This is a genomic window from Streptomyces sp. NPDC004609 (assembly GCF_042873655.1).
GTDB lineage: Bacteria > Actinomycetota > Actinomycetes > Streptomycetales > Streptomycetaceae > Streptomyces.
This window is the reverse complement of the sequence record NZ_JBIALS010000024.1, coordinates 94,374-111,302: the sequence shown is the minus strand read 5'-3', so window position 1 is coordinate 111,302 and position 16,929 is coordinate 94,374. Positions and strand designations below refer to the sequence as shown.

At 70.9% G+C, this 16,929-nt stretch carries 15 protein-coding genes; 5 read left to right on the top strand and 10 right to left on the bottom strand.

The window, feature by feature from the left end; genetic code table 11:
* Positions 1-50: 50 nt before the first annotated feature.
* Both ACFYT4_RS23425 and ACFYT4_RS23420 read left to right on the top strand, forming a co-directional pair.
* Positions 51-245 (top strand): DUF3046 domain-containing protein, encoded by a 195-nt coding sequence (locus tag ACFYT4_RS23425; RefSeq protein WP_389272218.1) that lies wholly within the window; start codon positions 51-53, stop codon positions 243-245.
* Positions 246-657: 412 nt separating this feature from the next.
* Positions 658-1,860 (top strand): AI-2E family transporter, encoded by a 1,203-nt coding sequence (locus ACFYT4_RS23420; protein ID WP_389272280.1) that lies wholly within the window; start codon positions 658-660, stop codon positions 1,858-1,860.
* 180 nt (positions 1,861-2,040) lie between these two features.
* Here ACFYT4_RS23420 and ACFYT4_RS23415 read toward each other — a convergent pair whose 3' ends face one another.
* Positions 2,041-5,187 (bottom strand): hypothetical protein, encoded by a 3,147-nt coding sequence (locus tag ACFYT4_RS23415; RefSeq protein WP_389272215.1) that lies wholly within the window; start codon positions 5,185-5,187, stop codon positions 2,041-2,043.
* Positions 5,184-7,052 carry an HSP90 family protein gene (locus ACFYT4_RS23410; RefSeq protein WP_389272212.1) on the bottom strand — a complete coding sequence of 623 codons (1,869 nt, stop codon included), beginning with the start codon at positions 7,050-7,052 and terminating at the stop codon, positions 5,184-5,186. Before ACFYT4_RS23410 ends, ACFYT4_RS23415 begins: the two co-directional genes overlap by 4 nt.
* A gap of 493 nt (positions 7,053-7,545) precedes the next feature.
* Here ACFYT4_RS23410 and recA point away from each other — a divergent pair, with 493 nt between their 5' ends.
* Together recA and recX are read left to right on the top strand one after the other, a co-directional pair.
* Complete coding sequence (recA, locus tag ACFYT4_RS23405; protein ID WP_389272209.1) at positions 7,546-8,673, top strand: recombinase RecA; 1,128 nt, start codon at positions 7,546-7,548, stop codon at positions 8,671-8,673.
* 2 nt (positions 8,674-8,675) lie between these two features.
* A complete protein-coding gene (gene recX, locus ACFYT4_RS23400; RefSeq protein WP_389272206.1) occupies positions 8,676-9,242 on the top strand; it encodes a recombination regulator RecX in 567 nt (188 codons plus the stop codon).
* A 184-nt stretch (positions 9,243-9,426) separates the two neighbouring features.
* Here the strand turns inward: recX and ACFYT4_RS23395 are convergent, their stop codons facing one another.
* From ACFYT4_RS23395 to ACFYT4_RS23360, 8 genes are all read right to left on the bottom strand, one after another.
* Complete coding sequence (locus ACFYT4_RS23395; RefSeq protein ID WP_389272203.1) at positions 9,427-9,813, bottom strand: rhodanese-like domain-containing protein; 387 nt, start codon at positions 9,811-9,813, stop codon at positions 9,427-9,429.
* A complete protein-coding gene (locus ACFYT4_RS23390; protein ID WP_389272200.1) occupies positions 9,810-10,358 on the bottom strand; it encodes a cysteine dioxygenase in 549 nt (182 codons plus the stop codon). The genes ACFYT4_RS23395 and ACFYT4_RS23390 overlap by 4 nt, the downstream gene beginning before the upstream one ends.
* A gap of 71 nt (positions 10,359-10,429) precedes the next feature.
* A complete protein-coding gene (locus tag ACFYT4_RS23385; RefSeq protein ID WP_310851512.1) occupies positions 10,430-10,501 on the bottom strand; it encodes a putative leader peptide in 72 nt (23 codons plus the stop codon).
* Positions 10,502-10,548: 47 nt separating this feature from the next.
* Complete coding sequence (locus ACFYT4_RS23380) at positions 10,549-12,144, bottom strand: FAD-dependent monooxygenase (RefSeq protein WP_389272197.1); 1,596 nt, start codon at positions 12,142-12,144, stop codon at positions 10,549-10,551.
* A 503-nt stretch (positions 12,145-12,647) separates the two neighbouring features.
* Positions 12,648-13,523: an amino acid ABC transporter permease gene (locus tag ACFYT4_RS23375; RefSeq protein WP_389272194.1), complete on the bottom strand. Its 876-nt coding sequence runs from the start codon at positions 13,521-13,523 to the stop codon at positions 12,648-12,650.
* Positions 13,520-14,194: an amino acid ABC transporter permease gene (locus ACFYT4_RS23370; RefSeq protein ID WP_389272191.1), complete on the bottom strand. Its 675-nt coding sequence runs from the start codon at positions 14,192-14,194 to the stop codon at positions 13,520-13,522. The genes ACFYT4_RS23375 and ACFYT4_RS23370 overlap by 4 nt, the downstream gene beginning before the upstream one ends.
* A 75-nt stretch (positions 14,195-14,269) precedes the next feature.
* Positions 14,270-15,097, bottom strand: coding sequence for a glutamate ABC transporter substrate-binding protein (locus ACFYT4_RS23365; protein WP_389272188.1), 828 nt, complete (start codon positions 15,095-15,097; stop codon positions 14,270-14,272).
* A gap of 60 nt (positions 15,098-15,157) precedes the next feature.
* Positions 15,158-15,943 carry an amino acid ABC transporter ATP-binding protein gene (locus tag ACFYT4_RS23360; protein ID WP_389272185.1) on the bottom strand — a complete coding sequence of 262 codons (786 nt, stop codon included), beginning with the start codon at positions 15,941-15,943 and terminating at the stop codon, positions 15,158-15,160.
* Between the two features lie 273 nt (positions 15,944-16,216).
* Here ACFYT4_RS23360 and ACFYT4_RS23355 point away from each other — a divergent pair, with 273 nt between their 5' ends.
* Positions 16,217-16,921 carry a response regulator transcription factor gene (locus tag ACFYT4_RS23355; protein ID WP_389272182.1) on the top strand — a complete coding sequence of 235 codons (705 nt, stop codon included), beginning with the start codon at positions 16,217-16,219 and terminating at the stop codon, positions 16,919-16,921.
* Positions 16,922-16,929 lie beyond the last annotated feature (8 nt).

The window sequence follows — 16,929 nt, the reverse complement described above, 5'->3', positions numbered from 1 at the left end:
CACGACACGGAAGAGGCGGGTCGCACCCCCTGGGGCGGGATACTGACGTCATGCGGTTGACGATTTTCTGGGAGCGGATGGCGGACCACTTCGGTCCGGCGTACGCGGAATCCTTTGCGCGGGACCATGTGATGGCCGAGCTCGGCGGCCGTACGGTCCATGAGGCGCTGGACGCGGGCTGGGAGACGAAGGACGTGTGGCGCGCCGTCTGCGCCGCCGTCGACATTCCCGCCGACAAGCGGTGAACGGCCCGGAGGGTATCCCCGGACCCGACGTTTCCCGGGGCCGGCGCCCGGTACCCGGAAATCTTCGGGCACCCGGAACGCCTCGGGCGCTCGGGAGGTTCCGGGTATCCGGTCCTCGCCGGGCACCCGGAACGCGACCGCTCCGCTCCACGGGAGAGTGCGGGGCGGCTCCTCGCAGGCGCCGGACGTGGGCGACACTTTCACCGTGGCCCCGACGAGCGACAGACGTGATCAGGACAGAACCGACCGGAGAACCGTGCCTGCGCAAGGTGTGACCCCGAGCCCGTCGGCCGACGGCACCCCCGTGAACGCGCCCGGAGGGGGCGCCGCACCGGGTGTGCCCTCGGAAGGCGTGACCCCGCCGAACGTCCCGCCGCCCTCCTCGGCGGCCGGAGCCTCCGGATCCGCCCGGATGCCCCGCTGGCTGCCGCGCGCCATCGTGCTCGCGCTGGCCCTCTACGCGTGCTTCCAACTGGGCAGCTGGGCCTTCCACCAGCTCATCGGGCTGCTGATCAACCTCCTCATCGCCTTCTTCCTGGCGCTGGCCATCGAGCCTGCCGTGGGCAGGATGGCGGCCCGGGGAATGCGGCGGGGAATCGCCACCTTCCTGGTCTTCTTCGGAATCCTGGTCGCGGGGATCGGCTTTGTGGTCCTGCTCGGCTCGATGCTCGCGGACCAGATCGTGACCATGGTCGAGGACTTCCCCCAGTACCTCGACTCGGTGATCAACTGGATCAACCAGACCTTCAGGACCGAGCTGTCCCGGGTGGAGGTCCAGGACAGCCTGCTGCGCTCGGACTGGCTCCAGAAGTACGTCCAGAACAGCGCGAGCGGGGTCCTGGACGTCTCCGCGACCGTGCTCGGCGGGCTGTTCAAGCTGCTGACGATCTTCTTGTTCTCGTTCTACTTCGCGGCCGACGGGCCGCGGCTGCGCCGCACGATCTGCTCCGTACTGCCGCCGGCCAAGCAGACCGAGGTGCTGCGCGCCTGGGAGATCGCCGTCGACAAGACGGGCGGCTACCTCTACTCACGCGGACTGATGGCACTCATCTCCGGCGTCGCCCACTTTGTCCTGCTGGAGATCCTGGGGGTGCCCTACGCCCCCGCGCTCGCCGTCTGGGTCGGTCTGGTCTCGCAGTTCATCCCGACGATCGGTACCTATCTGGCGGGTGCCCTGCCGATGCTGATCGCCTTCACCGTCGATCCCTGGTACGCGGTGTGGGTGCTCGGATTCGTCGTGGTGTACCAGCAGTTCGAGAACTACGTGCTCCAGCCCAAGCTGACCTCGAAGACCGTCGACATCCACCCCGCGGTGGCCTTCGGCTCGGTCGTCGCGGGCACGGCGCTGCTGGGCGCGGTCGGCGCGCTGATCGCGATCCCCGCGGTCGCCACCCTCCAGGCGTTCCTGGGGGCGTATGTGAAGCGGTACGACGTGACCGACGACCCGCGGGTCCACGGCCACCGGCGGCGCGGAGGCCGGCTGCTGAACCGGATGCGCGCGGTGCCGGGGATACGGCGCCCCGCCCCGGACACTCCGGATGAACCAGGAGCTCCTGGCACCCGGGACACACCGGACTCCCCCGGTACTCCCACGGATCCTCCGGACCGGGGCTGACGTACCGGGCCGACCCGCCGCCGGGGCGCGCATGAGCTGCCCCGGTGCCCTGTGCCGCGGCAGCGGCCCAGGGGCACCCCTCACGGGTCACCGGGCGCGGGTCCCGGCCAAGGCTTCCGGGGTGGCCACGTCCGGGAGCGGCCCCGGGGACGCCTCTGGAAGCGGCCACCCCGGTGGGCGTCACATCCGGTCGTGTATCAGCTCGGCCCGGCGCAGCAGCCCGGCCGCGGTGTCTCCCTCCATGCCGTCGAGTTCGGAGATGAGGGCCGCGATGCGGGCCGCCCCGTCCGGTGCCCTGCCCAACTCGCGCTCCGCCTCAGCCGCGCGGACCAGGCACTGGAAGCGGTCGGGCAGGGTGCTCCCGCCCAGCTCCCGGTAGACCGAGGCCGCCTGGTCCAGCAACCGGACCGTCTGTTCGCGTACCGCCGCGTCCTCGCGGTCGACGGTCCCCGACAGGACCTCTGCCGCGTTCTCCCGGGCCTCACCCCCGTCGTGGAAGTCCTCCGGACCGGAGTCACGGGAGTCACCGGAGTCGCGGGACATCGTGTGGTCACCGGGTCGGACGGGTCCGCCGAACGCCTCTTCCGCGTCGCAGTGGAGGGAGTTCTCCAGCAGGTGGGCGAGCTGCTGGCAGGTCTGCGCCCACTCGTAGCGCAGCTCGGGCCTGTCGGAGTCCTGGACGACGGCGAACGCCCGGTCCATCAGGGCGCGGGCCCGCCCGTAGTCCTCCTCGCCCGGCTCGCCCTCCACCGCCAGCCAGGCCATCGAACGCAGCACCCGCACCTCGCCGACCGGGTTGTCACCCGCCCGCTGCCACAGCTCCAGGGCGCGCGCGTACGCCGACCGGGACTCCGCGAGCATGTCCGCGGCGGCCAGCGCTTCCGCCGCCGCGTGCGCCAGGACCGCCTGGGGACGGGGGTTGTCCCATGTGCTCGCGGTCTCCGCGGCCAGCAGATACTGCTCGGCCGCCGCCTCGGGGTCGTGCAGTTCGCGCAGCAGCCCGCCGAGCGTCTGCCGGGCCTCGACGGCCCCCTCCTCGTCGTGCTCCACCAGATCGGGGAGCGCGGACAGCAGGATCTCGGCCGCCTCGGCCGTGCGCCCCGCCTCCGCGTACGCACGGGACAGCAGCACACGCGCCCGGGTGCCCCCGGTCGCGGCCAGGCCCGCGCGGTCGAGCCGGTGCGCCGCGTCGAGCGCGTGCCGGGCGGCCTCCTCGGCCTGACCGCCCTTGCACAGCAGGATCTCCGCGAGCGTCAGCCGTATCCCGGCCTGTTCCCCGACGTCGTCCGACTCGGCGGCATGGCCGAGCGCCGTCCGGGCGGTGGACTCGGCGCCGTCGAGATCTCCTCCGCTCGCCAGCACACTCGCCCGCAGCCCCAGCGGCTCCACAGCGAGCCAGGGCCGCTCCGCGGTCAGAAAGCCCCGGGCGGCAGCGGTGAGCAGGGTGTCGGCCGCGGCGAGATCACCCGTCGAGAGAGCCAGCCTCGCCAGGGTCAGCTCCGCCTGGGCGAGGACGTCCGCGTGGCCGCCCGGGCCGGTGACCGCCACCCCGGGGTCGCTGGACAGGGCGGTGACGAAGGCTTCGAGTGCGGCTGCCGACCGGCTGTTCTCCGGCTCCTCCCGGGTGGTTTCGGCACGCTCCCGGTCCAGCAGGAACGACTCGATCCGGATCCGGGCCAGTTCGGCCTGGGCCATACGGCGGGGACGCTCCGGCTCCGTCTCGTCCAGGTCCCCGGCCGCCCGCACCGCAGCGGTGAGCAGCGCGCGGATCTCCTCGGGCTCCGCGCCGAGGCGCGTCGCGGCCCCCGCGTCGGCCAGCAGGGCGTAGGCGGCCCTGCTGGGCCGGCCTGCCGCCCGATGGGCCTCGATTGCCCGGGCGAAAAGCTCCCGCCCTTCCGGGTCGTCGGCGTCCGTCGCCGCCGTGGCCCGGTACTCCAGCAGGTCCCCGGCCAGCTCCGGGTCGGCGACCTCCTCACCCGCGCCGGTGCGCCGGACGACCTCCGCCCAGAGGGTCCGGGCGGCCGGACGGCCCCTCCGCCGCGCCTCCCGCGCCTGCTCGATCAGCCCGGCCAGGTCACCGTCGTCCGGGCCCGTGAGGCCGGCGTCCCGGCCGGCGCGGAACGGACCGCCCGACCCCGCGCCGGACGTCCCCGAGGCCGGTGCCCCTCCCCGTACGGCCGCGCCCGGCGCGGACGCGGGCGCCGGGCCGGGGAGATCAGCGCCGCGCACCCCGAGCGGCAGCGTCTCGACCAGCGGCTCTCTGCCGATACGCTCGGCGAGCCGCTCCGAGACGAGCGTGGTGCCGTTGCGGGCGTCGAACCGGGCGGCGATGGCCGTCGCGCCCTCGTACAGCAGGTGGTACAGCTCGTCCGCGGTGCGGCCCGTGCCCTGGTAGAGGGCCGCGGGCCGGTCGCCCAGCCCGAGGTTGCGCAGACGGCGCAGCAGGACCAGGACTCCGGCGGCGAACTCCATCTGCGCCTCGACGTCCGCGAGCGGGCCGAGGTGTGAGGCGTGCTCGGCGAGGATCTCCAGACCGCGCGACTCGTTCCCGGTCAGGGCGCAGAATTCGATGTGCTCGCCGACCGAGCGCAGCAGACTCTCCTTGCCGCGGGCCAGGCGGTATCCGCGCAGATGGTGGGCGCGGGCGTCCGAGAGCCGGCCGAGCCGGACCAGCGGCAGCAGCGAGTGCGCGAGCACCCGGTGCGGTTCCTCCATGCAGGACATCCCGCCGGACAGCACCGGCTCCCAGATCTCGATCGCCCGGTCGTCGTCGCCCGTGCGCGAGGAGAACCAGCCCTGGGTGTTCAGCTCGCAGGCGTGGCAGTCGCTCATCCCGTCGCGGTCGGCGGCGGTCCAGCCCGCCATGGACCGCTCCATGCGCGCCTCGTCGCCGGTCGCGTCGGCGAGATGGAACTCGGCCTGGTGGACCGCCCTCTCGCTGAACCCGGCCAGCCGGTATCGGCGCCGCATGTCGGCCAGCCACCGGTCGACCGTCTCCAGCGGGATCTCCGGGGACTCGACGATCCGCCCGGCCACCCACTTGAACTGCCAGTACAGGTTGTGGACCTCGTGAGGGGCGAAGGACGACGGGTCGCGGTCGTACTCCTGGACGAGACGGGCGAAGGGCACCACCATCCTGGTGCGCTCCGAGCTCCATTCGTACGCGTCGATCAGGTCGTTGAGGGCCCGGCGGTACAGCGCGGGGTCCTTGGTGGCCTCGGCGGCCGCGCTGAGCGCCTCCGCCCGGGCGTTGCGCGCCGTCCCGTAGGGAGCGCCCGCGTTCTCGTTCAGGCCCTGGAGGATCTCCTCGGGGGTCGGTGCGGTCACTGCTGGTCCTCCTGGGGATCGGCGGTCCGGGCGGCGGAGTGGGTCGCCCATTCCAGCAGCCCGAGGAAGGCCCGGTTGAGCAGGGTGGAGTCGGCGGGGCGCAGCGGACGCTGCGACATCAGCAGGGCCTGCCCGTACAGCGCCTCGACCGCGGTGGCGGTCAGCTCGGGGTCGGGCAGGGAGGCGATCCTGCGGATCAGCGGATTGTTGTGGTTGAGCACCAGGCGGGCGCGAGGGGCGGAACCGCGCAGGGAGCCGAGGAGGTCGTTCCACAGCGAGTCGGCGCTCTCCTGGGCCGAGGCACGGTCCCTCTCGTGCCGTGCCTGCCGGTCGTCGAGGAACAGCGCGGGCACCGTCACGGGCTGGAAGGCGCGCAGTGCCACGTCGCAGCTGTGCGGATCCAGGCGGGTGCGCGCGGTCGCGAGGAAGGAGGCCAGGGCCAGCTCCGCGGTGGTGGAGACGGGGTCCAGCCGCTCGGTGACGGCTCCGGCGTCCAGTTCGGTGACCTTCAGGGCGGGACGGAGACCGGGCAGCAGCGCGAGCAGATCCGCGTCGTAGGTGTATCCGGCGTTGACCACGCCCAGGCCGTGAGCGGCGGCGATCGGGGCGATCTGCCGGAACTCCTCGACGGTCCGGGTGAAGTGGATCTCCGGGTGCGCGGCGGTGAACTCCTCCAGACTCAGCTGTCCGTCACTGGTCTCGAACGGCAGCCAGGGAAGCATCAGTTCGAACAGCTCGGCGTCATATCTGGCCAGGGACTTCACACCCAGGTGGTGGACGCCGAGGAAGGTGGCCAGCCGCTGGGGGTCGCCCGCCGCCAGTTCCCCGAGCCACTGCCGCACACGTGCGCCGAGGGCGTCGCGGACGGCGGCGAGCGTCTCGTCGTCGTACAGGTTCTCGCGGGAGGCGGTGGGGCGCAGCGAGTCGGTGTCCACCACGGCGCGGACGAAGAAGGCCCAGTCCGGCAGCAGGCTGTCCGCGCGGTCGGTGAGGAACATGCCCTTGAGATGGACGCGGTGTCCGGCCCGGTGGGCGGGGCTGGTCGGCTCCGGCAGGACGTACGCCACCCCGCGCACCCCGGCGACCGGCAGATCGAGGTCGATCGAGTCGAGGGGACTGAACCCGAAGAGCTCCGAGCAGTGTTCCGCGAGCGCCACCCGCCGGGCCACGGGGGTGGGATAGTCACGGTCCCAGACCGCGGGCCGGTCGGTGACGGGACGCTCGACGCCGTCACCGGCGGTGAAGGCGATGTCGTACGGGAGCAGCGAGCCGAAGTCGCGGGCCAGCTCCTCGACCCGGTCCGCCCGGGTCCACTCCTCGGCACCGGGGCGCGGCTCCAGATACACGGTGGTGCCCGGCTCGGGCCGCGCCTCGGCCGGCAGGACCCTGACGGTGTACGAGCCGTCGTCGGAGGCCAGCCACTCCACGGGGAGCGCGTCGGGCGTACGGGCCGAGCGGGTGACCACCCGGATCCGGCGTGCCACGACAAAACAGGCGAGCAGTCCGATGCCGAACCGGCCGAGGAACTCGCTCCGGGCGGACTCCAGGCCTTGCTCATCGCCGCGCTTGGAGCTGCGGCCGATGGTGGCGAGCAGGGTGTGGACCTCGTCGGTGGTCAGACCGATGCCGCTGTCCTCGACCGAGACCCGGCCGCCCACGGAGGAGAGCCGGATGCGGATCCGCGCGCCGGGGTCGAGCGCGTGGCGCGCGGTGATCGCGTCCACCGCGTTCTGGAGCAGCTCCCGGACGTAGACCCGGGGGCTGGAGTACAGATGGTGGGAGAGCAGGTCGACCAGGCCTCGCAGATCCACCTGGAAGCTGCTGGGGCCGGGTGGGGTCTTTTCGGCCCCGGCGGCGGAAGTCACGGCACATCACCTCGCGTACACACATGAACGGGCGATCGCGAGGTCCCCCCTCACAGATCACGAAGTGACACACAGCGTAAGGGGGGTGACTGACAAATCTCCTGCCGATTCTCCCGCGGGACGGGGACCCGGCGGCGGACCGCGGCCCGGGTCGGCTTGGTGCGGTCCGCGGTCCGCGGTGCGTTCGTTGTGGTCGGCGGCACGGCCCGGCGGCGTGGGCGGCGGTGGATGGTGGCGCGTTCGGCCGGGGCGGCGGCGTGGCGGGAAGGCTCCGCGGCCCCGACGGAGGGGCGCACGGGCGGGTGGGAACGGTCGGCGGTGCGCCGGGGGGTGCGCTTGACACTGAAATCGAACATCCATTCTTATGAGGGTTCCGGCGCTTCGGGATTCCTGGAGTTGTCCACAGGCTGGAGGGCGTCGGGGCCCATTGTCAGTGGCAGGGGTTAGCGTCTTTGACGTGAAGCGATCGACTCAAGCAAATCGGGTGGAACCCATGGCAGGAACCGACCGCGAGAAGGCGCTCGACGCCGCGCTCGCACAGATTGAACGACAATTCGGCAAGGGCGCGGTGATGCGGCTCGGCGAGCGGCCGAACGAGCCCATCGAGGTCATCCCCACCGGATCGACCGCGCTCGACGTCGCGCTCGGCGTCGGCGGCCTGCCGCGCGGCCGCGTGGTGGAGGTGTACGGCCCCGAGTCCTCCGGCAAGACGACCCTGACCCTGCACGCCGTGGCCAATGCGCAGAAGGCGGGCGGCTCGGTCGCCTTCGTGGACGCCGAGCACGCCCTCGACCCGGAGTACGCGAAGAAGCTGGGCGTCGACATCGACTCCCTCATCCTGTCCCAGCCGGACAACGGTGAGCAGGCGCTCGAGATCGTCGACATGCTGGTCCGCTCCGGCGCGCTCGACCTGATCGTCATCGACTCCGTCGCCGCACTGGTGCCGCGGGCGGAGATCGAGGGGGAGATGGGCGACTCGCACGTCGGTCTTCAGGCGCGGCTGATGAGCCAGGCGCTCCGGAAGATCACCAGCGCTCTGAACCAGTCGAAGACCACCGCGATCTTCATCAACCAGCTCCGCGAGAAGATCGGCGTGATGTTCGGCTCGCCCGAGACCACGACCGGTGGCCGCGCGCTCAAGTTCTATGCCTCGGTGCGTCTGGACATCCGTCGTATCGAGACCCTGAAAGACGGCACCGACGCGGTCGGCAACCGCACGCGTGTGAAGGTCGTCAAGAACAAGGTCGCGCCGCCCTTCAAGCAGGCCGAGTTCGACATCCTGTACGGACAGGGCATCAGCCGCGAGGGCGGTCTGATCGACATGGGTGTGGAGCACGGCTTCGTCCGCAAGGCCGGTGCTTGGTACACGTATGAGGGCGACCAGCTCGGCCAGGGCAAGGAGAACGCGCGCAACTTCCTGAAGGACAATCCCGATCTCGCCGATGAGATCGAGAAGAAGATCAAGGACAAGCTGGGCGTGGGCGTCAAGGTGGAGACTCCGGCCGCCGAGCCGGGGGCCGACGCGGAGGGTGCCGCGGCTCCCGCCGATGAGCCGGCGAAGTCCGTGCCCGCGCCCGCCGGCAAGGCCAAGGTGGCCAAGGCGGCGGCGACCAAGAGCTGACGATGGCCCGGCGCACCGAATGGCCGGGCGACAGCTCCGACCCGTCGAGGGCCGGGAAGGAGCTGTCGCCCCAGGATCCGGCGGAGCGGGCGCGGGCGATCTGCCTGCGCCTGCTCACCGGCACCCCGCGCACCCGCAAGCAGCTCGCGGACGCGCTCCGCAAGCGGGAGATCCCCGAGGAGGTCGCCGAGGAGATCCTCTCCCGCTTCGAGGACGTGGGTCTCATCGACGACGCGGCCTTCGCCGGTGCGTGGGTGGAGTCCCGGCACCACGGCCGGGGCCTCGCCAGACGCGCGCTGGCGCGCGAGCTGCGGACCAAGGGCGTGGACGCGGCCCTGATCGACGAGGCGGTCGAGCGACTGGACTCCGAGCGCGAGGAGGAGACCGCCCGCGCGCTCGTTGCCCGCAGACTCCCCGCCACCCGCGGCCTCGACCGCGACCGCCGCATCCGCCGGCTCGCGGGAATGCTCGCCCGCAAGGGATACGGGGAGGGGATGGCCCTCCGCGTGGTCAGACGGGCGCTGGAGGAAGAGGGGGAGGACATGGAGGACATACCCGAAGGTTTCTAGGGACGCCGCGGGGCGGCCGGGCACACCCTCCGGGCGGGCCCTCCGCCCCTGCCCGAAGCGTCTGCTCCCCGCCCGGAGCACATGCCGGGTGCCCGCTCCGGCTGGCACCGGCGGGTGCTGCGTCGAGGAGTTGTCACCGACCAGCACCGAGGCCCCAACCGCCCGACGGCGGTACGCGGTCGGCTCAGCCCTGTGTCGGAAGACCCGCCGCCTTCCATGCCTGGAAGCCGCCGATGAGATCGGTCGCACGGTGCAGCCCCAGCCGGCGAAGGGAGGCGGCCGCCAGGGAGGAGGCGTAGCCCTCGTTGCAGACGACCACGACGCGGAGGTCATGGCCGACCGCCTCCGGAGCGCGATGACTGCCCAGTGGATCCAGCCGCCACTCCAGTTCATTGCGCTCCACGACCAGGGCGCCGGGGATCAGACCGTCGCGCTCGCGCAGGGCCGCGTAGCGGATGTCCACGAGAAGGGCTCCGTCGGCGGCCTCGCCGAATGCCTGCACGGGCCCTATTCGGTCCAGCTCCCCGCGGACCTGCTCCAGGAGTTCGTCGATTCCGATCGGCTCGCTCACTGCCAGTCCTCCGGACGCTCGACCTGCTCGAAACGGAGCACCGCACCGGTCCGGCTGAAGCGCCGGATCAGCGGCAGCGGCGGGTAGTAGGCGTGGACCGATACGGCGTGTTCGGAGGTTGACTCGTTCAGCACCTCGTGCACATGGTGCCTGCCGAACGCGCGGCCCTGGCCCGCCGCCACCCGCCGCTCGCGGTCCAGGTCCTCGTGCAGTTCGAGGGTCTTCCAGCCACTCGCGGGCAGCCGTACGGAGAGGGAGTTCTCGGTCAACTCGCCCGCCGCCGCGGCGAACGCGCCCAGGGACTCGGCGTGGTCGTGCCAGCCGGTGCCCGTCCCGGGCGGCCAGCCGATCAGCCACGCCTCACTGCCGCCCGGCCCTTCGAGGCGTACCCAGGTGCGGCCCTCGGGATCGAGGGGAAGGGAGGCGACCAACTCGGCGTCGGCCGCGGCCTCCCGTACGAAGTCGAGCAGTTCGGCCGCGGTCGGTGACGCGGCCGGAGAAGACGCGGCGGACGTGCCGGGAGACGGGAAGACAGATGGGGACATGGAGAACCGTCCTGGAAGTTCGCTGGGGCGCGCGCGGTCACGGCAGGTGGCGGCGCGGGGAAGGGGCGAATTCAGCAGGACGGTCGACACACGCAGCCCGCGTAGCGGAGGAGATCCATATGGACCCTCCGCCACAGGCGCACATCGGTGTCGGTCACGCTCCGGAGTACACCACGGGGACTCTCCGTGGTCAATTGACGTCCGCGGTACGGTCACTGCGCGCCGAGGAGGGCGCGCCGCCGCGCGCCGCGTCGGCCGCCGCGTACAACTCCGCGGGCCGTACACCGCTGAACGCGGCGACGAGGTGCCCGTCCGGGCGTACGAGCAGGACCGCGTGCGCGGGTGCGCCCGGGTAGTTCTCCGTCACCAGCAACTCGGCGCGTACCGGCAGCGCGGACACCGCCGCCGCCAGTCTCGGCATCACCCCCGCGCTCTGCCAGTGCCGGCGGTCCCACACCCCCGTGCCGGGCGCGACCAGCAGGACCAGCAACCGGCCCTGCCCCAGCCGGTCCCGCAGCCGGGCGCTCGTCCCGTCGGGTGCCGTCACCCGTACGTCCTCGACCGGAGCGCCCGCCTCCGTGCCGACGGCTGTCTGCGAGGGGGCGTATTCGGGTGCGAGGGGGGAGTGCGCGTAGACGGGGGGCGCGCCCAGGGGGCCCTGCCCCAGATGGCCGTCGGCGAGGAGGGTGTCGTGCCCGCGCGTCGCGCCCGGCAGGTAGGTGCGCAGGGCGCTGCCGCCGCGCAGTATCGGCAGCGCCTGGTCGGCGGCGCGCAGCCGGGCCGCCACACAGGCCCGGCGCTCGGCCTGGTAGCTGTCGAGCAGGGTGGGGGACCCACCGTGGTGCCAGGCGAGGGCGAGCTTCCACGCCAGGTTGTCGGCGTCGCGCAGGCCCTCGTCGAGCCCCTGTGTGCCGAGCGCGCCGAGCAGATGGGCCGCGTCGCCCGCGAGGAAGGCCCGGTCCACGCGCCAGCGCCGCGCGAGACGGTGGTGGACCGTGTAGACGCCGGTGTCGAGGAGTTCATAGGGAGGTGTGCCGTCGCACCAGCCGGCCAGGGTGTCGCGGACGCGGGCCACCAGGGAGTCGGGAGTGACCAGCTCGCCCCCGGCCGGCAGCAGCCAGTCCAGCCGCCACACGTCGTCGGGGAGGGGCCGTGCCGTGGCCTCCTCGCCGCCCGAGCGCCACGGCGGCTGTCGGTGCAGCAACGCTTCGTCGGGCCAGGGGAGTTCGGTCCGCAGGGTCGCGACGGCATGCCGTTCCACGGCCGTCCGCCCGGGAAAGCGGATACCGAGGAGCTTGCGGACCGTCGAACGAGCGCCGTCGCAGCCCACCAGATGGCTGCCGCGCCACCAGGTCGCCCTCGGGCCGCGGGTGTGGGCGGTGACTCCGTCGGCGTCCTGCTCCAGGGAGTCCAGCCGGCTCTCGGTGACCAGTTCGATCAACGGCTGGGTGGCGACCGCGTCCCTCAGCCCACGGGTCAGGGCGTGCTGGGGGATGTGCAGGGGGGACGGCACGGTGTCGGCGCCCAGTGCCTGCTGCCGTACCTCCTGCTTGCGCCGCAGGGAGCGCCAGCCTGTCCAGCGGGCCCCTTCGTCACGCACCGTGGTGCAGCCCAGCCGCTCCACCAGGGCCGCCGTGTCCGGGCGGAGCACCACCGTGCGGGCGGGCCTCGGTTCGTCCCTTCCGCCGCTCTCGTCGAGCACGACGGAGGGCACGCTCTGCTGGGCGAGGGCGAGCGAGAGCGCGAGTCCGACCGGACCGGCGCCGATGACGATCACCGGGTCCACGGCGTGACTCCTCGGGCTCGGACGGTCGTACGGCTGGGTGCGGTGGAGCCCCGGTACGCGATCACAGAACGTATGCAACCGACTGGGGGTGCCTGCGTCAAGTGACGCGGGAGTGGCATGGCGGCCACTGATCCGGCCGAAGCGAAATGGGGCGGTTGGGTGGAGGAAAGAGGCGGAAAAGGGGTGGGAGGGAGAGCGTAGACGGGCGGGGGAGCGCGGCAGGGGTGCCACGCCGGGCGCAGAAGGAGGCGGTGGCGCCGATGCGCCACCGCCTCCTTCTGGCCGGCGTACTCGCCACGGCCTCCGGCTGCCCGGGGTGCCTGCCGTGGTCACCCGCGGACCGGAGTGTCTGTTGCCGTCCGGCGGGGCCGGAGGGCCCGCCACGACCGGTCCGCGAAACCGTCACCGGCCGGGAAGCCTCCGCCGGTTCGCCGCCAACCTCGATCGGCCGGAAGAGAAGTCCCGTCGGCCGGTCGTCCGGGGCTCCGCGCCGGGGACCTTCGTCAGACCTTGCTGATGCCCGACTCCATCTCCTCGATGTCGACGATCGCCCCCGTGCTCTTCTTCGCCCGCCGTATCCGGCCTTCCAGCCAGCTCGCGAACCCGGTGAGCACGAAGTTGAGGGCGATGTAGATCAACGCGATCACCGTGAGCGTGGCGATGGTGTTGGCGCCGTAGTTGGCGGTGATCGCGCGGTTCTGGTACAGCAGTTCGGAGAAGCCGAGGATCGCGCCACCGAGGGCCGTGTCCTTGACGATGACCACCAACTGGCTGACCAGCGCGGGCAGCATCGCGGTGACGGCCTGCGGCAGCAGGACGTACGACATCGTCTGGCCCTTGCGCATGCCGATCGCCTTCGCGGCGTCCGACTGGCCGTTCGGGAGGGAGAGGATTCCCGCCCGTACGATTTCGGCGATCACGGACGCGTTGTAGAGGACCAGTCCGGTGATCACGGCGTACATCGGGCGGACGTCCGACTCGATGTCGGTGAACTGCACGAACGCCGCGCTGGCGAACACCATCAGCAGCAGTACCGGAATGGCGCGGAAGAACTCGACCACGGCCCCGACGGGTACCCGGACCCAGGCGTGGTCGGAGAGCCGGCCGATCCCGAGTGCCGCGCCGAGCGGCAGGGCGATGACGACGGCGAGAGCGGCCGCCTTGACCGTCTCCCAGAGCCCCGGCAGCAGGAAGGTGGTCCACACCTTCGAGTCCGTGACGAAGGGACTCCACTTGTCCGATTCCAGCTGGCCCTTGTCGGACATGGCGTTGAACACCCACCATGCGGTCAGCGCGAAGACCACGAGGAACAGCACGGTGTACAGATGGTTCCGCCGCTTGGCCCGGGGCCCCGGCTCGTCGTACAGAACGGAGGTCATCGCTTCACCGCCACACGCTTGGAGACCCAGCCGAGCAACAGGCCCGTCGGAAGGGTCAGAACGATGAATCCGAAGGCGAAGACCGCAAAGACGGCGAAGAGCGCGTCCGCCTCGTTCTCGACCATGGTCTTCATCAGAGCCGACGCCTCCGCCACACCGATCGCCGAGGCGATCGTGGTGTTCTTGGTCAGGGCGATCAGGACATTCGCCAGCGGGGCCACGACGGAGCGGAACGCCTGGGGGAGCACGATCAGCGTGAGCACCTGCGGGAAACTGAGCCCCAGCGCGCGGGCGGCCTCCGCCTGGCCGACCGGAACGGTGTTGATGCCGGAGCGCAGTGCCTCGCAGACGAAGGTGCCGGTGTAGGCGACGAGGCCGAAGACGGCCATCCGGAAGCCCATGTCCTTGAAGGTGCCACCGCCGAGCGTGATCCCCAGTGTCTGGTTGAGGCCCAGCCAGCAGGCGACGATGACGACTGTCAGAGGGGTGTTGCGGACGACGTTGATGTAGCCGGTCGCGAAGGCCCGCATCACCGGGACGGGGCCGACTCGCATGCCGGCCAGCAGCGTCCCCCAGATCAGGGAGCCTATGGCCGAGTAGAGGGTGAGCTTGACCGTCACCCAGAACGCGTCGAGCAGGTCGTACTGCCCGGAATCAAGGAAATCGAACACGTTGACCCGCGATCTCTCCTGGTCGGATCGTGGCGCGTGTCACCGGCCGGGGCCGGTGACACGTCACCGCTGGTGTCAGCTGGTCTCGGTGATCGCCGGCGCGGGCTCGTACTTGTAGTTGGCCGGCCCGAAGTTGGCCTTGACGAACTTCTCCCAGGAGCCGTCCGACTTCATCTTCTCCAGGGCTTTGTTGATCTTGTCCCGGAGTTCCTTGTCGCCCTTCTTGAGACCGATGCCGTAGTTCTCGTCGCTCAGCTTGAGCCCGGCGAGCTTGAACTTGCCCTGGTGCTCCTTCTGAGAGGCGTATCCGGCCAGGATGGAGTCGTCCGTGGTCAGGGCGTCGACGGCCTTGTTCTCCAGACCGTTCAGGCACTCGGAGTAGCCGCCGAGCTCCTGGAGGTCCGCCTTGGGTGCGAGCTCGTCCTTGATGTTCTGCGCCGAGGTGGAGCCGGTCACCGAACAGAGCTTCTTGCTGTTGAGGTCCCCGGCCTTGGTGATGGAGGTCTCGTCGGCGCGGAGCAACAGGTCCTGATGGGCCAGGAAGTAGGGACCGGCGAAGTCGACCTTCGCCTTGCGCTTGTCATTGATCGAGTAGCTGGCGGCGATGAACTTGACATCGCCGTCCGCGATCATGGTTTCGCGCGCGGCGCTGGGCGTCTGCTTCCAGACGATGTCCCCGGCCTCGTAGCCCAGTTCCTTGGCGACGTAGGTGGCGACGTCGACGTCGAAGCCGGTGTACTTGCCGTCCTGTGTCTTCAGTCCGACGCCCGGCTGGTCGAACTTGATGCCGATGGTGATCTTGTCGCCACCGCTGCCGCCGTCGTCGCTCTTGCCGCACGCCGTGGCGGCCAGAGAGAGGGTCAGAACCGAGGCGACGGCCGCAGATACCTTGAGAAGCTTCATGGGGAACATCCCTTGTGTCGTGGTTCGCCGATACGCCGGCCGGTGGCACCGGCCCCTACGTCAGTGGTGGAGGATCTTCGACAGGAAGTCCTTGGCCCGGTCGCTGCGCGGGTTGCTGAAGAACGCGTCGGGCGTGGCCTCTTCGACGATCCGGCCGTCGGCCATGAAGACCACGCGGTTCGCGGCGGAACGGGCGAATCCCATCTCATGGGTGACGACGACCATCGTCATTCCGTCCCGCGCCAGTTGCTGCATGACCTCGAGAACCTCGTTGATCATTTCGGGGTCGAGTGCCGAGGTGGGTTCGTCGAAAAGGATGACCTTGGGGTCCATCGCCAGTGCCCGTGCGATCGCCACACGCTGCTGCTGACCGCCGGAGAGCTGGGCCGGATACTTGTCGGCCTGTGAACCGACGCCGACCCGGTCGAGCAGCTTGCGCGCCTTCTGCTCGGCGGCCTTTCGGTCGGTCTTGCGGACCTTGACCTGGCCCAGGGTGACGTTCTCCAGCACGGTCTTGTGCGCGAAGAGGTTGAACGACTGGAAGACCATGCCGACATCAGCGCGCAGCCTGGCGAGTTCGCGGCCCTCCTGGGGAAGCGGCTTTCCATCGATGGAGATGGCACCGGAGTCGATCGTCTCCAGGCGGTTGATGGTGCGGCACAGCGTGGACTTACCCGACCCGGAGGGCCCGATGACGACCACGACCTCGCCTCTGGCGATGGTCAGATCGATGTCCTGGAGCACATGCAGCGCGCCGAAGTGCTTGTTGACGTTGCTCAGTACGACCAGGTCGCCCGCGGGGGGAACGGCATCCCCGACGGCCTTGGACACTGATACTCCGCTCATCGGCCTACAGCTCCGTCCTCCTCGATTGGGAGGACCTTAGTGACGCGGTGCGACCAGCGTCATTACATCTGAGCGGAACTTGAGGATAACGATCCGGCCTCTGGCGGGTACTTTCCGTGAAGGGGTTTGAGGGGTGTAGTACCGGGTGGATAACGGAAGCCGGGAGGGGCTGAATCCCTCTTGACTGCCCGGTGGGAAATCGGCCTAGATGCCGTGGTACGCCGGAGTGGGTACGCCGATCACCGAGCAGGACCACACCACCGGAGGGGGGCCATGAGACTGCTGCTCGTCGAGGACGACGACCATGTCGCCGCAGCCCTGTCCGCGGTGCTCGCCCGGCACGGGTTCGAGGTGGTGCACGCCCGCAACGGGGAGGAGGCGCTGCACGCCGTGCTGCCCGCCGCGCACCCGGGCAAGGCGCCCTTCGGAGTCGTGCTGCTCGATCTGGGGCTGCCCGATCAGGACGGCTATCAGGTGTGCGGAAAACTCCGCAAGATCACATCGACGCCCGTGATCATGGTGACCGCGCGGTCCGACGTACGGTCCCGGATCCACGGCCTCAACCTCGGTGCCGACGACTATGTGGTCAAGCCGTACGACACCGGTGAGCTGCTGGCCCGTATCCACGCGGTCGCCCGCCGGACCTCCCACAACGAGGAGACGCAGGCCGCTGCCCCGGACCACTCGCTGCGGCTCGGCCCGATGATCATCGAGCTGCCCACCCGGCGCGTCAGCGTCGGCGGTGACGATGTGCAGCTGACGCGCAAGGAGTTCGATCTCCTGGCGCTGCTCGCCCAGCGGCCGGGGGTCGTCTTCCGCCGGGAGCAGATCATCAGCGAGGTGTGGCGCACCAGCTGGGAAGGGACCGGCCGCACTCTGGAGGTCCATGTGGCCTCCCTGCGCTCCAAACTGCGGATGCCCGCGCTGATCGAGACCGTGCGCGGTGTCGGCTACCGGCTCGTCGTGCCGAGCGCGTGACCGGCCCC